Origin of the sequence: Bradyrhizobium sp. R2.2-H (assembly GCF_004346455.1) — a bacterium.
GTDB classification, from domain to species: Bacteria; Pseudomonadota; Alphaproteobacteria; order Rhizobiales; family Xanthobacteraceae; genus Bradyrhizobium; species Bradyrhizobium diversitatis.
Genome location: NZ_SMBR01000004.1, coordinates 354,040 through 376,198 on the forward strand (window position 1 = coordinate 354,040; position 22,159 = coordinate 376,198).

The 22,159-nt window shown below is 64.2% G+C and carries 25 protein-coding genes; 11 read left to right on the top strand and 14 right to left on the bottom strand.

Annotated features, from left to right (window positions below; translation table 11 throughout):
- Nucleotides 1-171: 171 nt before the first annotated feature.
- The 4 genes from EDE08_RS12660 to EDE08_RS12675 all read right to left on the bottom strand — a co-directional run bounded on the left by EDE08_RS12660 (nt 172) and on the right by EDE08_RS12675 (nt 4,626).
- On the bottom strand, nt 172-1,206 hold the full coding sequence (locus tag EDE08_RS12660) for a TorF family putative porin (protein WP_131869127.1): 1,035 nt from the start codon (nt 1,204-1,206) through the stop codon (nt 172-174).
- 401 nt (nt 1,207-1,607) lie between these two features.
- A complete protein-coding gene (locus EDE08_RS12665) occupies nt 1,608-1,982 on the bottom strand; it encodes a histone (protein ID WP_131869126.1) in 375 nt (124 codons plus the stop codon).
- Nucleotides 1,983-2,068: 86 nt separating this feature from the next.
- On the bottom strand, nt 2,069-3,391 hold the full coding sequence (gene glcF, locus EDE08_RS12670; RefSeq protein ID WP_131869125.1) for a glycolate oxidase subunit GlcF: 1,323 nt from the start codon (nt 3,389-3,391) through the stop codon (nt 2,069-2,071).
- Complete coding sequence (locus tag EDE08_RS12675) at nt 3,388-4,626, bottom strand: FAD-binding protein (RefSeq protein ID WP_131869124.1); 1,239 nt, start codon at nt 4,624-4,626, stop codon at nt 3,388-3,390. The genes glcF and EDE08_RS12675 overlap by 4 nt, the downstream gene beginning before the upstream one ends.
- Before the next feature lie 155 nt (nt 4,627-4,781).
- Here EDE08_RS12675 and EDE08_RS12680 point away from each other — a divergent pair, with 155 nt between their 5' ends.
- Nucleotides 4,782-5,117 (top strand): putative quinol monooxygenase, encoded by a 336-nt coding sequence (locus tag EDE08_RS12680; RefSeq protein ID WP_131869123.1) that lies wholly within the window; start codon nt 4,782-4,784, stop codon nt 5,115-5,117.
- 258 nt (nt 5,118-5,375) lie between these two features.
- Here the strand turns inward: EDE08_RS12680 and EDE08_RS12690 are convergent, their stop codons facing one another.
- On the bottom strand, nt 5,376-6,869 hold the full coding sequence (locus tag EDE08_RS12690; protein WP_035673981.1) for an FAD-linked oxidase C-terminal domain-containing protein: 1,494 nt from the start codon (nt 6,867-6,869) through the stop codon (nt 5,376-5,378).
- A gap of 261 nt (nt 6,870-7,130) precedes the next feature.
- Here EDE08_RS12690 and cycA point away from each other — a divergent pair, with 261 nt between their 5' ends.
- Complete coding sequence (gene cycA, locus EDE08_RS12695; RefSeq protein WP_028182288.1) at nt 7,131-7,526, top strand: cytochrome c-550 CycA; 396 nt, start codon at nt 7,131-7,133, stop codon at nt 7,524-7,526.
- A gap of 73 nt (nt 7,527-7,599) precedes the next feature.
- Here the strand turns inward: cycA and EDE08_RS12700 are convergent, their stop codons facing one another.
- Nucleotides 7,600-8,556, bottom strand: a complete 957-nt coding sequence (locus tag EDE08_RS12700) for an alpha/beta fold hydrolase (protein ID WP_165935892.1) — start codon at nt 8,554-8,556, stop codon at nt 7,600-7,602.
- Between the two features lie 328 nt (nt 8,557-8,884).
- On the opposite strand from EDE08_RS12700, the gene EDE08_RS12705 reads away from it, so the two are divergent.
- A complete protein-coding gene (locus EDE08_RS12705) occupies nt 8,885-9,067 on the top strand; it encodes a hypothetical protein (RefSeq protein ID WP_061879013.1) in 183 nt (60 codons plus the stop codon).
- Nucleotides 9,068-9,074: 7 nt separating this feature from the next.
- Here the strand turns inward: EDE08_RS12705 and EDE08_RS12710 are convergent, their stop codons facing one another.
- From EDE08_RS12710 to ykgO, 3 genes are all read right to left on the bottom strand, one after another.
- A complete protein-coding gene (locus EDE08_RS12710) occupies nt 9,075-9,335 on the bottom strand; it encodes a hypothetical protein (RefSeq protein ID WP_131869120.1) in 261 nt (86 codons plus the stop codon).
- Nucleotides 9,336-9,517: 182 nt separating this feature from the next.
- On the bottom strand, nt 9,518-10,150 hold the full coding sequence (locus EDE08_RS12715; protein WP_131869119.1) for a tetratricopeptide repeat protein: 633 nt from the start codon (nt 10,148-10,150) through the stop codon (nt 9,518-9,520).
- A gap of 106 nt (nt 10,151-10,256) precedes the next feature.
- Complete coding sequence (gene ykgO / locus EDE08_RS12720; RefSeq protein ID WP_006611362.1) at nt 10,257-10,382, bottom strand: type B 50S ribosomal protein L36; 126 nt, start codon at nt 10,380-10,382, stop codon at nt 10,257-10,259.
- A gap of 305 nt (nt 10,383-10,687) precedes the next feature.
- On the opposite strand from ykgO, the gene EDE08_RS12725 reads away from it, so the two are divergent.
- Nucleotides 10,688-11,572: an amidohydrolase family protein gene (locus EDE08_RS12725; protein WP_131869118.1), complete on the top strand. Its 885-nt coding sequence runs from the start codon at nt 10,688-10,690 to the stop codon at nt 11,570-11,572.
- A 248-nt stretch (nt 11,573-11,820) separates the two neighbouring features.
- Here the strand turns inward: EDE08_RS12725 and EDE08_RS12730 are convergent, their stop codons facing one another.
- On the bottom strand, nt 11,821-12,555 hold the full coding sequence (locus EDE08_RS12730) for an SDR family NAD(P)-dependent oxidoreductase (protein WP_131869117.1): 735 nt from the start codon (nt 12,553-12,555) through the stop codon (nt 11,821-11,823).
- A gap of 160 nt (nt 12,556-12,715) precedes the next feature.
- Here EDE08_RS12730 and EDE08_RS12735 point away from each other — a divergent pair, with 160 nt between their 5' ends.
- The 3 genes from EDE08_RS12735 to EDE08_RS12745 all read left to right on the top strand — a co-directional run bounded on the left by EDE08_RS12735 (nt 12,716) and on the right by EDE08_RS12745 (nt 14,396).
- Nucleotides 12,716-13,075, top strand: a complete 360-nt coding sequence (locus EDE08_RS12735; RefSeq protein WP_131869419.1) for a winged helix-turn-helix transcriptional regulator — start codon at nt 12,716-12,718, stop codon at nt 13,073-13,075.
- A gap of 81 nt (nt 13,076-13,156) precedes the next feature.
- On the top strand, nt 13,157-13,888 hold the full coding sequence (locus EDE08_RS12740; RefSeq protein ID WP_131869116.1) for a haloacid dehalogenase type II: 732 nt from the start codon (nt 13,157-13,159) through the stop codon (nt 13,886-13,888).
- Nucleotides 13,889-13,928: 40 nt separating this feature from the next.
- Nucleotides 13,929-14,396, top strand: coding sequence for a YbaK/EbsC family protein (locus tag EDE08_RS12745; RefSeq protein ID WP_131869115.1), 468 nt, complete (start codon nt 13,929-13,931; stop codon nt 14,394-14,396).
- 96 nt (nt 14,397-14,492) lie between these two features.
- On the opposite strand, the gene EDE08_RS12750 is transcribed toward EDE08_RS12745, so the two are convergent.
- Complete coding sequence (locus tag EDE08_RS12750) at nt 14,493-14,846, bottom strand: hypothetical protein (RefSeq protein WP_131869114.1); 354 nt, start codon at nt 14,844-14,846, stop codon at nt 14,493-14,495.
- Between the two features lie 264 nt (nt 14,847-15,110).
- Between EDE08_RS12750 and EDE08_RS12755 the strand changes: the two genes are divergently transcribed.
- Complete coding sequence (locus EDE08_RS12755) at nt 15,111-15,368, top strand: hypothetical protein (protein WP_165935893.1); 258 nt, start codon at nt 15,111-15,113, stop codon at nt 15,366-15,368.
- A 40-nt stretch (nt 15,369-15,408) separates the two neighbouring features.
- Here the strand turns inward: EDE08_RS12755 and EDE08_RS12760 are convergent, their stop codons facing one another.
- Nucleotides 15,409-16,344, bottom strand: a complete 936-nt coding sequence (locus EDE08_RS12760; protein ID WP_028180459.1) for a LysR family transcriptional regulator — start codon at nt 16,342-16,344, stop codon at nt 15,409-15,411.
- Between the two features lie 169 nt (nt 16,345-16,513).
- Between EDE08_RS12760 and EDE08_RS12765 the strand changes: the two genes are divergently transcribed.
- A complete protein-coding gene (locus EDE08_RS12765; RefSeq protein ID WP_061879078.1) occupies nt 16,514-17,212 on the top strand; it encodes a pirin family protein in 699 nt (232 codons plus the stop codon).
- Nucleotides 17,213-17,363: 151 nt separating this feature from the next.
- Nucleotides 17,364-17,963 carry an NAD(P)H:quinone oxidoreductase gene (gene wrbA / locus EDE08_RS12770; protein WP_131869112.1) on the top strand — a complete coding sequence of 200 codons (600 nt, stop codon included), beginning with the start codon at nt 17,364-17,366 and terminating at the stop codon, nt 17,961-17,963.
- A gap of 288 nt (nt 17,964-18,251) precedes the next feature.
- On the opposite strand, the gene EDE08_RS38405 is transcribed toward wrbA, so the two are convergent.
- Nucleotides 18,252-19,397: a GNAT family N-acetyltransferase gene (locus tag EDE08_RS38405; protein WP_165935894.1), complete on the bottom strand. Its 1,146-nt coding sequence runs from the start codon at nt 19,395-19,397 to the stop codon at nt 18,252-18,254.
- Nucleotides 19,398-19,516: 119 nt separating this feature from the next.
- The gene (locus EDE08_RS12780; protein ID WP_131869111.1) at nt 19,517-20,869 is read right to left on the bottom strand and encodes an O-antigen ligase family protein; all 1,353 of its coding nucleotides are present in this window, start codon (nt 20,867-20,869) and stop codon (nt 19,517-19,519) included.
- A 303-nt stretch (nt 20,870-21,172) separates the two neighbouring features.
- Here EDE08_RS12780 and EDE08_RS12785 point away from each other — a divergent pair, with 303 nt between their 5' ends.
- A complete protein-coding gene (locus EDE08_RS12785; RefSeq protein WP_131869110.1) occupies nt 21,173-22,156 on the top strand; it encodes a glycosyltransferase in 984 nt (327 codons plus the stop codon).
- Nucleotides 22,157-22,159 lie beyond the last annotated feature (3 nt).

A 22,159-nucleotide genomic window follows, 5' to 3' on the forward strand; every position in this document is an offset into this window, starting at 1 on the left:
GTCATGCCCCGGCTTGTTCCCGGGCATCCACGTTCTTTGTGCGGCTACGTGGATGGCCGGGACAGGCCCGGCCATGACGGCATCTCGAGCGGCCGCCAACGCAAGTGGCCCCCAAAGCAAAAGGGCGGCAGGTTGTCCTGCCGCCCTCGCCAAGTCGTCTCGGAAGGAAACTTACTTCAGGTTGGTCATCGCCGTCAGGTCGACAGAGAGCTTGGCGACGCCAGCAGCGCTACACCAGTTGGAGCCGAAAGCCGTGGCTGCGTTCGCGCCACCGTTGATCGGGGTGACGAAGCTGGGGCTCGAGTTGGTGGCGGAGAAGTCACTGGTGAAGGCGTTGCAGTCACCCTTCGACAGATCGGTGTCGTAGTAGCGCAGATCGAGCGTGAACACCTTGTAGGTGAAGCCGAGGCCGACGTTCCAGGTGTTGTAGCTCGGCTCCTTGATGCCGTTCGCGTACCGCGGATCGCCTGCGATGCCATAGAAGATGTCGGAGGTGCCGAACCACTGGCGGCCGAACTCACCCGACACGTACATGCCGACGCCACTGGCGCCGAAGGTCGTGCTCGGCGCGGTCCACTTGGCCGTGACCGACGCATAGTTGCCCCAGGCGCCGATGTTCAGGAAGTTCGGCGAATAGTACTCGTTGAAGCCGACCGTCCACTGATCGTTGATGGCGACGTTCAGCTTGGCATAGGCTTCGAAGAAGCTTGCGTCCTTCTTGGCGAAGTTGCCGTTGATCGGAAGGCCGATCGCGCCCTGGGAGTTATCCAGGCTGGTACCGCAATTGCCCTGCGCGAGGGTGCCCTGCGAGCCGAAGCAGCTTCCGCCCGGATAGAGATAGCCCCAGACACCGAAGTCGAAGGCGAACATGCCGAACGTCGGGCGGATACCGCCGTAGATGTCGACTTCGGCCGCGGCGCGGTTCGGGAACGAGATGCTCGCGGCGGCCGCACCGATATAGAGCTGGAGGTCTTTGTTGACGTTGTAGCGCGGCTCGAAATAGGCCGTGACCGACGGGTTGTGGTTCGACTGGGTGATACCACGGAAGATGTAATCGTTCGTGATGCCGGCGCCGAAGGCGACATCCCAGGGATCGAAGGCCGGCGGCGGCGGGGCCTTCAGCGCCTTCACCCGCAAGTCTGCCGCGAAAGCCGAACCCGTCGCCACCATTGCCAGCGCCGTTGCCAACAAAGCCACTTTTTTCATTTCGATCCCCATCACCAGTTCTTAGACCCCAGTCGGATCCCGGAAGCCCCCCGGGGCGCGCGACCTGATTGCAAATTACATCACTGCGACAATCTGGATTGGCGGATAGGAACCGTGAAGCAAAAAGCGCGGGCATCTGCCGACTTTTTAGGCGTTTTGACCATTTCACGAAAGGTTGTTCGCCTGTGTGGCTTCCCGATCACATTTTTTGCATTCCAAAGTGCACAGGGGGCCCGTGTAAGTCCGGGGGTCTTCGGCTGGGAAACCCCCAGGCCACGAATCAGACAGGCACGGCCGAAGGCTGAGGCAGAATCAGCCCGCGAAGATGCAAAAAGGCCGCAGCGCCCGGCGCCGCGGCCTTCCTGATTGCAGATCGCTTCAAGAGCCAGGAGCGGCCGGGCTTACCCCTGCCCCTCGGCCGGCGCGGGTTCCGCAGAAGACGAAGGCATCGCCCAGCTTGTCTCGGAGGCAGGCTCGGGAGCCGGAGCTTCCACCGGTGCCGACGGCTTCGGAGCAGGAGCTGCCTTCGCCTTCTTCGGTGCCGCTTTCTTTGCGGCCTTCTTGGGTGCGGCCTTCTTGGCCGACTTCGCTGCAGCCTTCTTGGCGGCTTTCTTCGGGGCTGCCTTCTTGGCAGACTTCTTCGCAGTTTTCTTCGCAGTCTTCTTGGCAGACTTTTTTGCGGACTTCTTGGCTGCCTTCTTTGCGGTCTTTCTCGCTGCTACGGCCTTCTTCGCTTTCTTGGCCTTCTTGCTTTTCTTCTTCTTCGCTTTCGCCATCGTGGTCCTCCTGTTGCCGCCGAACAATGGTCGATCGGGCGTCGTTCTGCCGTCACCTTCGGACGAAAGCTCGAGCCCTTGAAAGCTCAAGCTTGTGCATTCGATGTCGGCCGCGACCCGCCCGTAGCCCAATCGAGAAGCTCAATCGTGTGTACGACCGGAACTGACGTGCCACTGGCAATCTGCACCATGCAGCCGATATTGCCCGCGGCAATCATGTCCGGCTTGACGCTTGCGATGTTGGCGACCTTGCGGTCGCGCAACCGGCCCGCAAGCTCGGGCTGGAGAATGTTGTAGGTCCCCGCCGAACCGCAACACAAATGACTCTCGGGCACATCTTTCACCACGAATCCATTCTTGGAAAGCAATTCTTTCGGAAGGCCCGTGATTTTCTGCCCGTGCTGCAATGAACACGCGGAGTGATAGGCGACGACGATGTCGTCCTGTCTCGCAGTCGTCGCGAGTTCGAGGCCGGCGACGTATTCGGTGATGTCCTTGGCGAGCGCCGACACCTTCGCCGCATCGGCCGCGAACGCGGAGTCCTCGCGCAGGAGATAGCCATAGTCCTTCACGACCGTGCCGCAGCCGGAGGTCGTCACCAGGATGGCGTCGAGCCCCTCGCCGGCCGCTTCCTTGCGCCACGCCGCGACGTTGGCGCGAGCTCGCGCCAGCGCATCCCGGTCGTTGCCAAGGTGATGGGTCAGCGCGCCACAGCACTGCTCGTCCCGGACCAGGACCACCTCGATGCCGTGGCGGGTCAGCAGGCTGATGGCGGCCTGGTTGATGCGCGGCGCCAGCACCTGCTGGGCGCAGCCCTGGAGGAGCGCCACACGTCCGCGCTTCTTGCCGAGCGGTGCGAACACGCTGCCCGGCGCAGGCCCGGCCGGTGGCAATTGGTTCGGCGCCAGCGCCAGCATCGCCTTGATGCGCTGGACCAATCCGGGCGTCGCCGAAGGCCGGGGCGTCGGCAGCAGGACGCTCAGCGGACGCGCCAGCCGCGCCAGCCACATGCTGATGCGGAAGCGCTGCGGGTCCGGCAGGACGAAGGCCAGCACCTGACGCAGCAGCCGCTCCGGCAGCGGCCGCTGATAGCGCTGCTCGATCCTGACCCGGGCCTGGTCGACGAGGTGCATGTAGTTCACACCCGAGGGGCAGGTCGTCATGCAGGCAAGGCACGACAGGCAGCGGTCGATATGCTTGACCACCTCGGCCGTCGGCGCCTGGTCCTTTTCCAGCATCTCCTTCATCAAATAGATGCGGCCGCGCGGGCTATCGAGCTCGTCGCCGAGCAGCACATAGGTCGGACAGGTCGCGGTGCAGAAGCCGCAATGGACGCAGGCCCGCAGAATCTTGTCGGCTTCCGCGATGTCGGGGTCGGCGAGTTGCGCGAGCGAGAATTCGGTCTTCATGACGCAGCGCCCCGCGTCAGCCGTCCCCGGTTGAGAATGGTCTTCGGATCGAAGCTGGCACGCACCCGCTCGCTGAGGGCGGCGATTCCCGGCGCCTGCGGCTGAAACACGTCGATCTTGCGCCTGACATCCTCGGCCGCCCGGATCAGCGTGGCGTGCCCACCGACCGCGTTCGTGCGCTCGCGCACGACCGGGGCATGCGCGTCCGGCGTCGGTGGCACTGCCGCCCAGATCAGCCCGCCGCCCCAGTCGTAGATCAGATCGCCCCCCGTCTCGCGTGCCAATTGCGTGCCGAGTGCCGCGCCCGAGGCCGGCGGACAGACGATCCGCCACACCGGCCAGGCGCCGAGCGCGCCGCCGGCCGCAAACGGCAGCACATCGCGGATCGCGGCCCACAGCGCCGCAGATGCCCCATCCTCGACCAGCGTCGCGGTTCCGAACGGCGCCAGCAATTCGCGCAGCGAGCCGGCGCGGTGCGCGGCGGAGGCGGTGATGCCCTCGAGCCGCAGCACGGTCAGCGCCTCCCCCTGGCCCGCGATGTCGCCAATCCCCTCGGTCCCGGTCCGGGATGCCGATTTCGGCAGATGCGCGGCACCGGAGACATCGAAGGGCGAGCCCAGCGCCGCGGTCATGGCCTTGTTGGCGGCGGCATCATCCAACCCGCGCAGCAGCAGCGTCCGCTCGGCCTCCGGCTTCGGCATCACCTTGAGCGTGACCTCCGTCATCACCGACAGCGTGCCCCAGGACCCGGCGAGCAGCTTGCAGAGGTCGTAGCCGGTGACGTTCTTCACCACCTTTCCGCCGGTCTTGAAGCTGTCGCCGAAGCCCGAGACGGCGTGCGCTCCCAACAGATGATCGCGCGCCCCGCCCGCCCGGATACGCCGCGGACCGGCGAGCCCGGCCGCGATCATCCCGCCGATCGTCCCGAGTGCGGGGGTGCCCAGCAGCGGCGCGGTGTTCATCGGCTCGAAGGCGAATTGCTGGTTCTTGGCATCGATCAGCGCCAGCACGTCGGCCAGCGGCGCGCCGGCCTGGAGCGTGATGATGAGCTCGTTGGGCTCGTAGGAGGTGACGGCATTCAGCGCGGAGACGTCGAGCACCGCATTGGTCGTCATGGCATGACCGATGCTGCGCTTGCTGCCATGACCGATGATCTCGAGCGGCTGCTCGTTGGCGATCGCCGCGCGCACCACCTCTTCAACGTCTTTGGCGTCTCTGACCTTGAGCGTATCCACGGGCAAAGGCGGTAGCGAAATTCGCGCAGGAAATCAATTCGACGGGTGACGAAGCGCGGTGCCACCCTGCGACATTCGCACTACGATCGTCATCGAACCATTGCCGCCCGGAGCTTTGCTACCGATGGGAGACCTCGTCGCAAAGGAGCTCCATCATGAACGAACAGGCAATGAACCAACAAGCCGTCCATCAGGCCGTCAGCGGCGGACTTCTCGTCGTGGCGCAATGGGAAGCCAAGGCCGAAGAGGCCGACCGGGTTGCCGAGATCCTGCGCGGCTTCCTCCCGCAGGCGCAGGGCGAGCCAGGCGTAAAGCTGTTCCTGATCAGCCGCGCCAAGGACAATCCGGCGCAGTTCCTCTTCTATGAGCTGTTCCGCGACGAAGCCGCCTTCAAGGCCCACCAGGAGAGCGCGCATTTCAAGACCTACATCGCGGGACAGGCGCTGCCGCTCCTGGCGAGACGCGAGCGGGCGCAGTATGCGCTGATGTGAAGGCTGCGCTGTCTAAGCTCGCTCTTCCTTCTCCCCTTGTGGGAGAAGGTGGCGCGAAGCGCCGGATGAGGGGTATCTCCCCGCGAATTCAAGTGACGATTGAACTCGCGGAGAGATACCCCTCACCCGCGCGAGTTCGCGTTGACCAGCGGAGCTGCCCTCTCCCACAAGGGGCGAGGGCACAGCAATGCACATCACTCCCGCTGCAAGAGCGTTACGCCGACCGACGCTTTTCCTCTCCGGGAGATAGCTTCGAATCTAGAACCGCGGAATGTCCGGAAACGCCAGCTTGCCCGCATGGACATGCATGCGGCCGAGCTCGGCGCAGCGGTGCAGGGTCGGAAACACCTTTCCGGGATTGAGCAGGCCCTGCGCATCGAAGGCGCATTTCAGCCGCTGCTGCTGGTTGAGGTCGATCTCGGAGAACATCTCGGGCATGAGGTCGCGCTTCTCGATGCCGACGCCGTGCTCGCCGGTGAGCACGCCGCCGAACTCGACGCAGGCGCGCAGGATGTCGGCGCCGAAGGCTTCGGCGCGCTCGATCTCGCCGGGCTTGTTGGCATCGTAGAGGATCAGCGGATGCAGGTTGCCGTCGCCGGCGTGGAACACGTTGGCGCAGCCGAGCTGGTATTTTTCCGAGAGCTCGCGGATGCGGGCAAGCGCCTTCGGCAACGCGCCGCGCGGGATGGTGCCGTCCATGCAGAGATAGTCCGGCGAGATGCGCCCCACCGCCGGAAACGCGGCCTTGCGGCCGGCCCAGAACAAATTGCGCTCGGCCTCCGAGGTCGAGATCTGGCACGTGGTCGAGCCGCAGGCATTGGCGATGGTCTCGACGCGCGTGATCAGCTCGTCGACCTCGATCTTGGGACCGTCGAGCTCGATGATGAGGAGCGCCTCGACGTCGAGCGGATAGCCGGCATGGACGAAGGCCTCGGCGGCGTGGATCGCCGGCTTGTCCATCATCTCCATGCCGCCCGGAATGATGCCGGCTCCGATGATGCGCGCCACGCATTCGCCGGCCGCCTCGACCTCTGCAAAGCCGACCATCAGCGCGCGTGCCGTCTCCGGCTTCTGCAGGATGCGCACCGTGATCTCGGTGATGACACCGAGCAGGCCTTCCGAGCCGGTGATGACGCCCATCAGATCGTAGCCCGCGTTCTCCGCAGACTTGCCGCCGATGCGCAATATCTCGCCGCTCATCAGCACGATCTCGCAACCGAGCACGTTGTTGGTGGTCATGCCGTATTTCAGGCAATGAACGCCGCCGGAATTCTCGGCGACATTGCCGCCGATCGAGCAGGCGATCTGCGAGGACGGATCGGGCGCATAATAGAAGCCGGCATGCGCGACCGCCTGGCTGATCGCAAGGTTGGTGACGCCGGGCTCGGTGACGACGACGCGGTTGTCGAAATCGATCTCGCGAATGCGCTTGAACTTGCCGAGCCCCAGCAGCACGCCGTCTTCGAGCGGCAGCGCGCCGCCGGACAGCGACGTGCCGGAGCCGCGCGGCACCACCTTGATGCCTTGCGCAGCACAATATTTCAGGACGAGCGAGACCTGTTCGGTCGTATCGGGCAGAACCACGACCATCGGCGGCTGGCGGTAGGCGGTCAGCCCGTCGGATTCATACGCCCGCATCTCGGCTGCGCTGTCGATCACGCCCTCACCGGGCACGATTGCGCGCAACGCAGCAATGATCTCCGCGCGGCGCGCGAGCACCGCCTGGTCGCTCGCAGGCATCATGATGGTCATGACATATCCTTCCGGCTCAAAGCCCACGATCAAATTTGTCGCGGCAAATCAATCACGTCCGCGCCTGTTTGGGTAGGCCATCCGAAAGTCGGATCGATGATGTTCCGCGAGTTCGCTCTGGGACAAGTAGGAAATCGTGAAACCTGTCATGGTTTGATGGCTTGTCCAAGCCGAACAGGCCTGCCAAAAGCGGCGGGCCGGCGATTGTCGATCAGGCAAGAGACTGACCAGACCCACCAGGGAAGAGACGAAGAGCACCCGATGACAAAACTGACTTTTGGCGCACTGACGATCCTCACCGTGATTGCCACCGCACCTGCCGCGATGGCGCAGGATGTCGCGGCCGGCAAGACGTCGTTCAACAAATGCCTGGCCTGCCACGCGATCGGCGAAGGCGCCAAGAACAAGGTCGGCCCCGAGCTCAACGGCCTCAACGGCCGCAAGTCGGGAACCGCGCCGGACTACAATTACTCGGACGCGAACAAGAATTCCGGCATCACCTGGGATGAGGCCACGTTCAAGGAATATATCAAGGACCCCAAGGCCAAGATTCCCGGCACCAAGATGGCGTTCGCCGGCATCAAGAACGAGACCGAGATCAACAATCTCTGGGCCTTCCTCGCCCAATACGACAAGGACGGGAAGATCAAGCAGTAGGCGCGCAAGAGGCGGCCGCCAGAGCTGACGCGTTTTCTTCACGCGAACTGTATCCACTTCGCTCGAGAGCGCCTTAATCGGCGGCCGCCTGCGCCGGGACGATCCTGCCGAACATCGTCTCGATCTCCGCCTTCACGAGATCCGGCACGGCGTTCTGCACCATGTGGCCGAGGTCGGGCAGCACGATCAGCTTTGCATTGGGCACCGCTGCGGCGAACGGGCGCGCGTGGATGCTGGTTTTCACCGTCTTGTCGGGCTCACCGGCGACGATGGTGACCGGCGCCTTTATCTCGCCATAGCGCGCGACTTGCGCGGCGACCGACTCTTTCAGAGTCACCAGATCATAGGCATTGGCGATGAACTCGCGCGGACGCAGCAATAGCGGCGTCGCGGAGTCCTTGACGAAGCCATCCGGCATGGTTTGCGGCAGGAAGACGTTGCGTGCGCCGGATTCAGCGAGGACATAGCCCAGCGGCAGCGTGATCGTGTAGGCGAGCAGCGGGCCGATCACGGGCGTTGCGATGATCTCGTTGTAGCGGCCGACACCGCCGCGCCAGGGATGAGTGACGGGCGCGAGCATGACGAGACCGGCAACGCGCTGCGGATAATCGATCGCGATCCGCGCGCCGAGGGCGCCGCTCCAGGAATGCACCACGAAGACCGCGCGATCGATCCCGAGCTTGTGAAGCGCCTCATCGATCATCCGCGCCTGGATTTGCGGCGTCGAATCCTGTCGCCGCCCGCGCGTGCTCCAACCATGGCCGGGTCGATCGATCAGAATCACGCGGCGGTCCCCGGCGAGGATGTCGCCGAGCGGCCGTCGCATCGCTTCGAGGTTGGAGCTCGCGCCGTGCAGCATCACGATCGGAAGGCCCGAATCGCGGGGACCGATATCGACGACGTGAAGCCTCGCGCCGTCGACCTCGACCATCCGGCCCTGAGGCGGAAAGGCGCGTTGCACGGCGACGATTCCCGCCTGCGTGACCAGTGCCAGCAGGACCAGCGCCGTCACGACTGACATCACGATCATGGAGAAAATCCGGGTGGTCCTGGGCACAGGGCAGCTACGGGTCTGATCGCACGGCAGTTTCGCCGCCGGCTTTCCGCGCTTCCACTGAAAATCCCGGGGCTGTGGATATGTGCATAATTGCGGAACGAGAAAATACAGTAAAATCAACGATATTTAGGAGAGCACGCAAGCCCCGGACCAGCTTCATGCAGCCGTCATCGCCGCTTCCATATAATCGCCATGGTCGGTTCCGCCATCTAGGCGCGGGTAGGTGCCGATCCTCCTCGCAGCCTCGGGCGATGCGGGAAAGACCGGCAGGATTTGTCCTGGTTTGACCGGAGAATTTTCAATGAGCTTCAGATCGAACGACACTGCAATCGACGAAATTGTCGCGAGCTGCAATGGTGACTTGCGCGGTGCCGTGCGGGCTCTGCTCCTGATCAACGAGCATCTCGAGACCGAGCTCGCAAAGGCTTACGCCGCAGCCGCCGCCCGCGGCCTCGTCGAACGCGGCAGCAGCGTCCTGCATTGAGCGCTGGCTAGTCCGTACCGTCTTCCTCTTTCTCCTCCTCGGGCGCGACCGGGGGACAGACGCGGATCGTCGAACGGGCAAGCTTGGCATCGGCCCTGGATTTGTAGGGACCGTCGCCGAACCAGATATCGCCGATGATCACGGGATTGCTGGTCACGATATTGCATTTTCCGGTGGCGCGGTTGCCGACCACCCAGAACAATCCGTCGGCGAAGCTCACCGCTCCCGACGCGAGCAGCAATATGGCTGCTACTCCCAAACGCTTCATGGCTGTGCTCCCTGCCCTGCAGGTAGGCCTGCAGCAGGTCCGGCAATAGCCCTCGCGACGGCCCGCTTCGGATCGTGGTTAATCCGGACACGCCGCAACCACTCGGCAGTTGATCAACTTGTCCCTACTTCTTGAGCGCGATCTCTTCGGAAAGCCGCTGCACTCCCTCTACGGATCGTGCCCTAGATGTCGCGACCTTCGACCTTCTCGGTCAGCGCCTTGACCTGATCGGGAATCTTTTCGAGGTGCGGATTGACGGCGAGCGCCTTGCGGTAGGCATCCAGCGCACGCTTCTCGTCGCCGATCTCCTGCATGATCATGCCGAGGCCGGCGAGCGCGCCGAAATGGCGGGGCTCCCGGATCAGCACTTGCTGGACATCGGCGAGAGCGCGGCCATAGTCGTTCTGCATGTAATAGAGCGTCGCACGCCGATTCCAGGCCTCGATGTAATCGGGCCTGAGCTTGATGACCGAATCCAAGAGCTTGATCGCGACATCGATCTTCTTCGCATCGACCGCGGTCTTGGCGCGTGACATCAGAAGCGCCGCGGTGTCGCTCGGCGTCTGGAGCCAGATCGCCCAGATCCTGGCCTCGACATGCTTGGCGCTGGCCTCATCGGGAGCGGCCTTCAGCGCGCCGAACAGGAAATCGAGATTCTTGCCGCGTTCGACCTTGGGCAGCTTGGCCGGCGCTTCGGGCAGCTTCTTCTGCTTGCCGGGCGGCTCGATCTGCTGCGCCAGGGCCGGAGCCAAGCCGACGGCTGCAAGCACAAGGGCCAGACACAGGGTACGCGGATGAGGGAATCTCACTGCCATGGTGAAAGTCTAAACGCGCAAAGCCGCCCTTGCAAAGCAAAGGCGGCGTCAAACTCGTGTGAGCCGTGGTCTTGCGGGGCGCGCGAAGGCGTCCGGCCGGGCGAGATCAGCCCTGCCGCGCCTTGAAGCGGCGCTGCACCTTGTTGATCACATAAACCCGGCCCTTGCGGCGGACCAGGCGGTTGGCGCGATGGCGACCGCGCAGCGATTTCAGCGAGTTACGGACCTTCATGGCAGAATCCTGAACGTTCGAAAGGCCGTGTTCGGCACTACCGTTTCGGCACGCGCGAATGTGGCAAAATGAGATTTTTCCCGCTGGCGGACCGACCGCCCGGGACGGAGCGGTTCTTAAGGCATGGCGGGAGGTGATGTCAATGTTCACGGCCCCGGTCCGGGCCGGCAAATTCGCGAAAACAACCCCATGCACAGTCAAAGCGGCCGGATCGGCCCGATCTACCCGACCGATAACCTGCCGCAATGCCTTGCCAAATTCGTTATATGATATAATCAATTTGGCAACACGTCGGGAGGACACCCATGCCCAAGCTGAAGCTGCCTGATATCGACAAGGTCGTCGCCATCGACATCCACACCCATGCCGAGGAGCCCTGCGGCTGCCATCCCGACGATGGCTATGACGATTTCCAGGCGCAGATGGCCGAGTACTTCAAGTCGCCGAACAAGCACCCGCCGACCGTGCCGGAGACCGCGGCCTACTACCGCTCCAAGAACATCGCCGCGGTGATCTTCCCTGTCGATGCCGAACGCGAGACCGGCTTCCGCCGCTACAACAATTACGAGATGCTGGAGGTCGCCTCCGAGCATCTCGACGTCCTCATCCCCTTCGTCTCGATCGACCCGCACAAGGGCAAGCTCGGGGCCCGCGAGGCGCGCAAGCTGATCGAGGAATACGGCGTCCGCGGCTTCAAATTCCACCCGACCATGCAGGGCTTTTACGCCAACGACCGCATGGCCTATCCGCTCTATGAAGAGATCAACAATGGCGGCGCGATCGCGCTGTTCCACACCGGCCAGACCGGCGTCGGCTCGGGCATGCCCGGCGGCATGGGGATGCGGCTGAAATATTCCAACCCGATGTACATGGACGACGTCGCGGCCGATTTCCCCGACCTCAAGATCATCCTCGCGCACCCCTCCTTCCCCTGGCAGGAAGAGGCGCTGTCGGTCGCGACCCACAAGCCGAACGTTTACATCGATCTATCGGGCTGGTCGCCGAAATATTTCCCGCCGATCCTGGTGCGCTACATCAACTCGATCCTGCAGGACAAGATGCTGTTCGGCTCGGACTGGCCGGTGATCACGCCGGACCGCTGGCTGTCCGACTTCGCCAAGATCGACATCCGCGACGAGATCCGGCCGAAGGTCTTGAAGGCCAACGCGCGCAAGCTGCTGGGGATCTAGGCGGTGTGAGTTTGGGATCACCTCTCCCGGTCCGATCGCATCGAAGCGATCCGGGTGAGGGCATCAGGTCTCACCGATCGCCGCGGCCCTTCACCCGGATCGCTGCGCAATCCGACCTCTCCCCGCCGGGGAGAGGTGAACCCGAACGACCGGCCGAACCCAATTACATTGCGCTCCAGGAGTGTCATCATCGCCGCGGCGCATTGAGGACTTCGCTCCCGCGGACCGAAGTCCTCACGCCCGAGGCTTCAGATCTGCGCTAGGCCTCCATCGACGAAGACCTCGCCGCCGGTCATGAAGCTGCTGTCCGAGGACGCCAGGAACGCGGCCACGGCCCCGGTCTCGCTCGGGTCGCCTACGCGCCCGATGGGAGTCGAGCTGCCGAGCGCGTCAAATGCCTCCTCGCCCACGATCTCGAGCGCCAGCTCCGTCTTGGTCGGCCCCGGCGACAGTACATTGACGCGGATGCCCGTGCCGCGCAGGTCGAGCGCCCAGCTGCGCGCAAGGTTGCGGATCGCCGCCTTGGTCGCGCTGTAGATGCTGAATTGCGGCGTGCCCATCACGCCCGTGCTCGAACCGGTCAGGATGATCGATGATCCCTTTCGCATCAGCGGCAGGGCCTTCTGCACCGTGAACACCAGCCCCTTCACATTGACGTCGAAGATGTGATCGTAGTGCTCGGGCGTGATCTCGCCGAGCGGCGCAAACAGTCCGGTCCCGGCATTGGCGAACAGGATGTCGAGTCCGCCGCGTTCGGCTTTGACTGTCGCGTATAGCCGGTCGAGGTCGGACAAATCCGTCACCGAACCCCTGACTGCGCGCGCCGAGGGCCCCAATTGCGCGAGGGCGGCGTCGAGCGGCTCCTGCCGCCGCCCGAAGATGTAGACGAACGCGCCCTCCTCGACGAACCGTTTGGCGGCTCCCAGCCCAATGCCGGTTCCGCCGCCTGTCACCACCGCCGTCTTGCCTTGTAGTCTGCTCATGATGTGCTCCTTCACTAGGGTTGCACTGAGCTGGCGGCCTACCCACCTATCGACAAGTATGCACCTTTTGGTAAGTACCCAAAAAATGTCATCAGATCGTTCAGACCTCCTCTCCCCACCGGCGCAGGCTCAAGCAGACGCCCAGCGTTGCACGCCGAATCTGCCCGGCTTCACTTGCGGCCTGGATGCGACCTTGCGGGTCATCTCGGGCAAATGGAAACCGCTGATCCTGTACTTCCTCGCGCAGGACGGCCCGACCCGCTACGGCGAACTCCGGCGAGCCGTGCGCGACGTCAGCGACAAGGTGCTGATCCAGCAGCTCAAGGAGCTGGAGGCCGACGGCCTGGTGAAGCGGACCGACTACAAGGAGGTGCCCCCGCGTGTGGACTATAGCCTCACGCCGTTGGGCCGCGGCCTGGCCCAGGCCCTCGTGCCGCTCTGCTCCTGGGGTACGGAGCATATGGCGGAGGTCAGCCGGGTCTTCGCCGAGCGGGAGGGCTGGAACACCAAGGCACGGTAAACTGATCGGCTGGACCTTGGATCGGTGTCGCAGCGCCGGGTATAGTCCCCTGCGCGCGCAACGATCCCGGAGAACGATCAATTGAGCATCAAAGCCGTCGTCTTCGACGCCTACGGGACGCTCTACGACATCCAATCGGTCGCCGACATCACCGAGGATGCGTTTCCGGGCTATGGCGAGATCATCACGCAGGTCTGGCGCATCAAGCAGCTCGAATACACCTGGCTGCGCTCGCTGATGCGGCGCTACCAGGATTTTGCCGCCGTCACCCGCGACTCGCTCGCCTATACGCTCCGAATGCTGGGCCTCGCTTACGAGAACGACGCATTCGAGCGTGTGATCGAGAAATACCTGCAGCTCGATCTCTATCCGGACGCGACGGCAGCGCTCACGGCGCTGAAGCCGCGCAAGCTCGCCATACTCTCCAACGGCAGCCCGGACATGCTGAATGCACTCGTGCGCAATTCAGGCCTCGATGCCCTGCTCGATGCCACCATCAGCGTCGACGCGAAGAAGATCTTCAAGCCGAGCCCGCAGGCTTATGAGCTGATCGGCGAGGTGCTCGGCACCGCGCCTGATGAGGTTCTGTTCGTCTCTTCCAATCCCTGGGACGCCGCCGGTGCGAAATCCTTCGGATTGAACGTTGCCTGGATCGAACGCGTCACGCCCGAAGCCATGGCGCTGGCTTGCGTCGAGAACGAACTCGTGGCACCGCTCACCATGTTTAGGGCGATACGTACCCAGATGGACGAGCTTGGCTTTGCGCCGGACCACCGCGTCCGCTCGCTCTCCGAGCTACCGAAAATCGCTTAAGGTCGCCGCCCGCCTGTGAGATTGGAATGAGCTGCCCGGAATGAGCCTGGAATCCGTTCGCGCCTTCTTCGCCGAGAAAGCCCCCGACATCTCCGTCATCGAATCCCCAATCAGCTCCGCGACCGTGGCGCTGGCGGCCGAAGCCTATGGCGTCGAGCCGGGACGGATCGCCAAGACGCTGTCGTTGCGGATCGGCGAGCGCGTGATCCTGATCGTCGCCGCCGGCACCTCACGCATGGACAACAAGAAGGTGAAGGCGCAGTTCGGCGGCAAGCCGAAGATGCTGGGTCTGGAGGAAGTCGCCGACATCACCGGGCATGAGGTTGGCGGCGTCTGCCCCTTCGGCCTGAAATCGCCGCTGCCGATCTATTGCGATGTCTCGCTGAAGGCGTTCGACGTCGTGGTTCCGGCCGCAGGCTCGACCCACAGCGCGGTGCGGATCACGCCTGATCGGCTGGCCAAGTTGGTCGCCGCCGAGTGGGTCGATGTGTGTGAGCACCGTCCCTAGTTCGCGATGAGATGAGGACGATCGTCATCGCGCTTTCGGTCTTTGTTTGAGCATGATCTTCTCGGAAAACCGCTTCACACTTTTCCGGATCATGCTCTAGTCATCCTCATCGTAGGGCTGCGGCTGTGCGGGCGGAGGTGGCGGCGCCGCGTTGTAACGCGGTGGCGGAGCGGCGCGATTGCGCGGCACCGCCTGTTGTTGTTGCGGCATCTGGTTGTTGGACTGGAACACCGCGCGGCAGCCGCTCGAGAGCTGCGGCGTGTTCTGCTGCAAGCAAGCCGTGATCCGATTCACATCGGGAATCTGGTCGCTGCACAGACGCCATACATCGGGCGTACACGCCATCTGCTGTTCCATCGTGCCGCGGTATTCCTCAGCGAAGGCTGCGCCCTGCGCAACGATGCCGCCAACCGCAAGCGCCACAGCCAGCACAATCCGCTCTGCTCGCATGTCTCGGTCCTTCTCGAATCCGACAAATCTCTTCAATCAATGAGGCGAGAGCCGGTTCTGGACCAACAAAAAGATGTGAAAGGTCTGCGGGAACCTATTCCACCTTGCCGATTTGCGCGGCCGTGATCAGACGCGCGCTGTCGCCCGCAACTGCGGAGAAGGCGAACGCGTCCTGATACAAGATATTCACGAAACGTTAGCCATGTTTCCTCGAGCCCGGAACGCGTCCCAACGCCCGTTGTTGCCCTCCCGGGAGGGAGTGTGATGCGTAATCCTGGGACCATCGACCTCGCGCTGGACGAGATGCTGGTGAATCTCGCCGCGATCGTCTTGCGGCTTTCAAAGCCCGAGCTGACGCGAACACCGGAAGCGCGGCGGGCGCTGGCGCAATCCGTCCATCAATATGCGGTGTGCGCGAAGCGTTCGAACGACCCTCGCGTTCACGAATTGAAGTCGCAGCTGGAAGAAGCGCTGAAGCCGAGCTTGCGCATCGTCGCGATCGACGGCGTGGAGATATCGTAGTTCAGCACCGTCATTGCCGAGGTCGTTGAAGGTGCTCGTTCTACGACGCCTTCGCCTTTCCGCGCGTCCGCCGCTTGCAGGTGCCCGGCAGCTTGGCCGCCAGGAAATCGCCGAGCGCCTCGACGCGCGCGGGACGCGGGCCGCCGGGCGGCGTCACCAGGTGCACGGCACCTTCGGCCTGCGTCCAGTCCTTCAGGATGACTTCGACCTCGCCGGAGGAAATGGCTTCGCCGACGATGAACTCGGGCAGCTCGGCGATGCCGAGGCCGGCGATCAGTGCCGGCATCACGGCTTCGCCGTTGTTGACGCGAAGCTGTCCTCCAGGGCGCACGCTGGCCTGCTCGCCGGCGGAATTGGTGTAGTGCCAGACGTTCGGCGTCGAGAGATAGGCGTAGCTGAAGCACTTGTGCTGGGCGAGATGCATCGGATGCGTCGGCCGGCCGTGGCGTTTCAGGTATGACGGCGCGGCGACCGTGTAGCGCGGCATGGTGAAGAGCCGCCGCGCGATCAGCGAAGAGTCCGGCAGCCGCGCGATCCGCACCGCCATGTCGAAACCCTCGCCGATCAGATCGATGGTCGCATCGCTCAAGTGCAGATCGACCGAGACTTCCGGATAGGCCTCGAAGAACTCGGGCAGCAGCGGCGCCACGGCCTTGATGCCGAACGTCATGGGGACGGCGAGCCGCACCAGCCCGCGCGGCGCGACCGATTGCGCCAGCGCCTCGTTCTCCGCCGCCTCGCCATCGACGAGCAGGCGCGTCGCGCGCTCCGCCAGCTTGTGCCCGGCATCAGTCAGCGCGAGCCGGCGCGAGGTGCGGTTGAACAACCGCGCGCCGAGCCGCTCCTCCAGCCGGGTCACTGCCTTGGAGACCGTCGCCTTGGACATCGCCAGCTCGCTCGCAGCCCCCGCAAACGACCGTAATTCCACGACTTTCGCGAAAATCGCGAGCGCTTCGAAATCGGGGAGTTTTGCCATGCGGGCGGCCTTGAGAGGACGGTTAAGGAAACAATGAGTTTCAACAGTTTCTATTTCTACACCACATGGACGGGCTTATCCAAGGGTCATCAGAAATTCAGGACCAATGCCGACGGCGGGTTCGGCGCCGATCGGAACCGCGGCCCGTTCACGTCAAGGAATTGCACAGATGATCGAACTCAGACCTTTCGCAAAGCTCGGTGGCGCCGACCATGGCTGGCTCAAGGCCAAGCATCATTTCTCCTTCGCAAGCCACTATGACCCGAACAACATGGGCCACGGCGCCCTGCGGGTGTGGAATGACGACGAGATCGCACCGAACACGGGCTTTCCCGCCCATCCCCACGCCAACATGGAAATCATCACTTATGTGCGCGAAGGCGCAATCACCCATCAGGACAGCCTCGGCAACGAGGGCCGGACGGAAGCGGGCGACGTGCAGGTGATGAGCGCCGGCAGCGGCATCCGTCACTCCGAATACAACCTCGAGCCGACCAGGACGCGGATCTTCCAGATCTGGATCGAGCCGACCGCGCGAGGCGGCCAGCCGACCTGGGGCTCGAAACCATTCCCGAAGGCGGACCGCTCCGGCAAGCTCGTCACCATTGCGAGCGGCTTCGGGGACGATGCGGACGCACTGCCGATCCGCGCCGATGCGCGGGTGCTCGCCACCACGCTGAAGGCCGGCGAGAGCGCCGAGTACGAACCGCAGCAGTCGCGGCATCTCTACCTCGTGCCCGCGGCGGGTTCCGTCGAGATCAACGGCGTCCGCGTCAATGCCCGCGACGGCGCCGCAATCCGCGACGAGGCCAAGCTGAAGATCACGGCGCTCGAAGACTCCGAGCTCGTGCTCGTCGACGCGGCGTAGAGCGCATCCACGCACCAACTCGTCATGCCCGGCCTTGAGCCGGGCATCCATCGCCTTCGCATGAAGCTTTCGAAGAGCGATGGGTTGCCGGGTCAAGCCCGGCAACGACACCGAACAGAACAACTCACCTCATCACACAACGGAGACCACCATGACCAAAGTTCTCGTCCTCTACTACTCCGCCTATGGCCATATCGAAGCCATGGCCAATGCCGTCGCCGAAGGCGCGCGCGAAGCCGGCGCCACCGTCGACATCAAGCGCGTGCCGGAGCTGGTGCCGACCGAAGTCGCGAAGGCCTCGTACTACAAGCTCGACCAGGCCGCGCCGGTCGCTAGAATCGAGGATCTCGCCAACTACGACGCGATCATCGTCGGCACCGGCACCCGCTTCGGCCGGATGGCCTCGCAGATGGCGAACTTCCTCGACCAGGCCGGCGGCCTCTGGGCCAAGGGCGCGCTGCACGGCAAGGTCGGCGGCGCCTTCACCTCCACCGCGACCCAGCACGGCGGCCAGGAGACCACGCTATTCTCGATCATCACCAATTTGCTGCATTTCGGCATGGTGGTGGTCGGCATGAACTACGGCTTCGCCGGCCAGATGAAGCTCGACGAGGTCACCGGCGGGGCGCCCTACGGTGCCACCACCATCACCGGCGGCGACGGCAGCCGCCAGCCCAGTGCCAACGAGTTCGCCGGCGCTCGCTATCAGGGCCGCCAGATCGCGGAGACCGCCAAGAAGCTGCACGGCTGAGCCTCGCAGTTCAACTTACGACCGACTGCATGGCAGATGCGACTCGGGCGGCATTCTCATTCGAGGATGCCGCCCCATCTATGACCGGAATACTCGACAAAGAACGATACGAATGGCCTTCGAACTCTTGTTGATCGCGCAGATGATCCGCAAGCCCGCGCAGGTGCTTGCGCGCCGCTGGTATTGTCGCAGCCTATTCCGCGCCTCGCGCGGCCGGCTTCGCTGCGCCAGTTGCGCGGGATCGTAAGGCTGTTCGAACGACGCGAACGCTGCACCCTGCAGCACTCTTTATCGAATTCCCTTGCCCATCGCTCGCGCCGCGAGGGAGGCGAGTTTCGGATAGCGGCGCAGGCCCTGCGCGGCGTGGTCGCGCCATGCATAGGGCAAACCGCGCCAGGACAGCGCCACGCTGACATCGGTCAGCGGCACCTTCTCGGCGCCGAAGCGCCGCTTGTAATCCTGATTACCGATGCTGAGATCGAAGCGGCGAATGCCTTGCGCGTGCAGCGCGGCCATGGTGCGCTCAGTGACGAGCAGACCCGGCGAGCAGCTCGACCATGAATCGCCGGCGTGACTGATGCGCAGCAGGACATAGGTCGCGCCATGCTTGACGCCGAGCGCGGTGGCGACGACGCCTTCGTCGCATACCAGCGCCGAGACTATGGCGTAGCCTTCCGCGACGCCCTGGCGAACGACCTCGCGATAGAACCGCGCATGGGTCTCGTCGTTGAGGACGAAGGGCGAGCCGAGCTTTTGCATGCGCGCCTGTTGCTGCGCATCCATCACATCCAGCCTTTCATGCGCGCGCCCGACGTCCGCAGCGATCTCGAAGCGCGCGCCGGCATGGCGGCTGAAGACGCGCCAGCAGCGCGGCATCTGCAGGCGCTTGATCGCGGCCTGGTAGTCGCGATAGTCGTCGCCCATCAGCACGAGATTGCCATTGAGCGAGGAGGATCCGAGCCGCCCGAGCGACACCAGCGGATTGGGCCTGCCTCCGACCTGCGCCGGCATCTTCCTCAGGCGGAGCAGATCGAAACGATCGGGCAACGCGCGCAAAGCGTCGATCAGCGCCTCGTTGATCGCATCCGTCGCCTCTGCATCCAACGCAGCATCGAGCGCCAGGATCGGGGCATTGTTGTCGGAGACCCCGAGGTCTGCGAATTCGACGATGCGGATGCCACGCCTGATATGGCTGATCATCGGCACGATCGCGATGTCCTTGCCAGTGGCGACATCGAAGATCACGGCGATCAGCGGGGAGACGTCGCCAAACGCCCCGTACCAGGCGTCGAGCCAGTCAACATGCTGGAACGCGGTGCGGTGCCCGGTACTCAGGCGCGAGGCCACGTGCCGCCAGTCACGCGCGAAATCGATTGCGATTCCCGACGTGCTGGACACCTGGCCGTCTAGTTGCTCGACGCTGAGAAACGTCATTCCGCTGGACATACGACTACTGAATGTTTCCCGGTAGATTATGTTTTGCTGCAGACCACAAGCAACCTCGCCGCTTATCGTTAAGCCGGTGTCACCGGCGGTTTGGCTGCGACAAGCTGTCAGCGTTTCGGCTCGATCTGCTCGACGCATTGGAACCTTGCCAGGAAGTGCAGGCCGGCCACGGCAAGAGCGAACATGAACCAGATCGGATTCTGCCGTTCGAGCAGGAAGGTCTCGGTGGCTCCGTAGTACAGGCCGAACAACCACACGGTCAGGAACAGCTTGGCCAGTGCACCGCTGCGGCTGTGGGCCTGGGCCGTCTGGAAATTGCCGAGCGGTGCGACCACGAAGGCGAGGATCACGAGCATCAGCCCCGGCAGACCGATGGTGACCGCGAGGTCGAGATAGCTGTTGTGGCTGTGCGCTGCAGTCGTCGCCCATTCGGCGCCTTGCGCGGTCTGCCGCGCCGTCACGTCGTCCCAGAACGCCGCATAGCCGTGGCCGATGATCGGCTTCTCCGCGACGGCCGCGAGTGCGAACTCCCAGATCGCCGAACGGCCGGTGAAGGTGGGATCGAGCGGAAGCAGCCGGGTCATCGCCCCGAGCGCCGGGCTGAGGACGCTGCCGACCGTCAACAGGTTCATCAGGATCAGCGGCGCGAAACAGATGATCCGCTTCAGCCACAGGCTTGGGGTGACATAGACCAGCGAGGCGAGCGCGTAGATCGCAAGGCACAGCACCGAGGACGTCTTGCCGCCGGTGAAGATCAGGAAGATGCCGGCCAGCGCTGCGACCGCCGGCCCCATCACGAACGAGCCTACCGCGGACAGGTAGATGCCGACATAGACCAGGATCGTCATCACCGGCGAAGCGATGTTCTTGTGGGCAAAGCTGCCGCGCCAGTCGCCGGCAAGTTGCGGCTCGGTGATGTCGAGGGCCGTGTGGATCGAGTATTGCGGCGCGAGGAAGACGCCGAGATAGCAGAGCGCGAGCAGCACGAGCGCGGCGATACCGAGGCAAAAATTGAAGCTGCGCTGCGTCGGCGGCAACAGCGGCAGCAAGACGGCGAGCGTGGTCACGCTGGCCGCGAGCACGAACCGCTGGAGCGAAACGCCGCGGTTCTCGGAGAAGGCGATGTTGATCAGCAGCCAGCCGACGAGGCAGAGGTGCAACGGCGTCACCAGGGTCCTCAGCGACGGAGCGTCGGTGGCGGCGACGAGCAGGACCGCGACCGCAGCCAGGAGACCGAAGGAGATGTAGGTCAATGCCATGCGTCCGCCGACGACGGTGACGAGGTCGGGATTGCGCAGGTCCGGGAACGGATCGAGCGTGACCAGCACCAGCAGCAGCGCCGCGACGGCGACGAGGCAGCGCGCCGCGTGCGCGGCATTCAGCCTCGCGAGCCCATCGCGCAGGACGTGGCCGAACGACCAGGTCTCGACGTCGGTGATGTCGGCGGCGCTGCGATCCAAGCTGCAATCCATGGGCAGGTGGTGGGGCCGGAGAAGCTCCGGGTTCTAGCTCATCCCCGTTAACCATCCGTCAACCAGCACCGCGACGCTGGCGGACACTGGTGCCGGCGAGCCGCGCCGCACTCGTCCGGATTTGGCACCGGCTTAACGCTAATACACGAAACCGGCGTCGCGCAGACCTTCGCGGCAACGCTTCGACCGTAATGGGGATATCATCCGCAACAGCCGAGATTGCCCATGCTGGCGTTGGCAAGCGCTGCAGATGCGCCCTGGTTAACAGTCCATTAAAAGACGAGCCGCCGCTTGATCACCGCCGACGACGTTCTCGAACTTCCGGTTGCGCCGCGCGCGCCGGCGGGCCTGCGCCGCCTGCTGCCGGCGAATTCGGTCGCGGTGTCCGTCGTCATTCCCGCCAAGAACGCAGCGGCCTATGTCGGCGAAACCCTCGCGAGCGCACTGACGCAAGGCGATGTCGGCGAGGTGATCGTCGTGGACGACGGCTCGACCGACGATACCGTGGCAATCGTCCGCGCCATGCGCGATCCGCGGCTGCGCCTGTTGCACAACGACGCTGCCGGCGTGTCGGCGGCACGCAATCTCGGTGCCCGGCATGCGAGCGGCGAGTGGCTTCTCTTCCTGGATGCCGACGACCGCCTGCGGCCCGGTGCGGTCGCGGCGCTGCTGTCGGCGGCGCGCGGTGCTCCGCGCGCGATTCTCGTCTACGGCGACTACAATACGATCGATGGCGAAGGACGGCAGATCGGCCGGCGCGACCTGTTGAAGGGACGCCGCAAGCCGTCCGGCGACGTGCTGGTGCAGCTCACGGCCGGGAACTTCATCGTCAACGGTGGCATCGTGCTCACACGTGCGGACGCCTTCCGCGCCGTCGGCGGCTTCGACGTCTCGCTCAGATATTGCGAGGACTGGCATTGCTGGTGCCGGCTTGCAGCGATCGGCGAGTTCGCATTCGCGCCGAAGCTTCTGCTCGACTATCGCCTGCATACGTCGAACACGATGAACGCGGCGGTGCGGACCCCGCAGGATTTCCTGCCTGCGGTCGCGCGGGTCTTCGACGACGGGCTGATCCTGGCGCGACTCCCCGAGGGCGCGGCGAGCGGATTGCGCCAGGCCGCCGAGATTCACCTCGTCACCTATTCGGCGATGCAAGCGGTTCGCTTCGGCAGATATCGCGAAGCCTTCGCCTATCTCGCGATGATCGGCCGCCTGTCGCTCGGATCGCTGCCACGCGCCGCGATCAGGGTCGCGCTCGCCCGTTTCGGCATCTAGTCC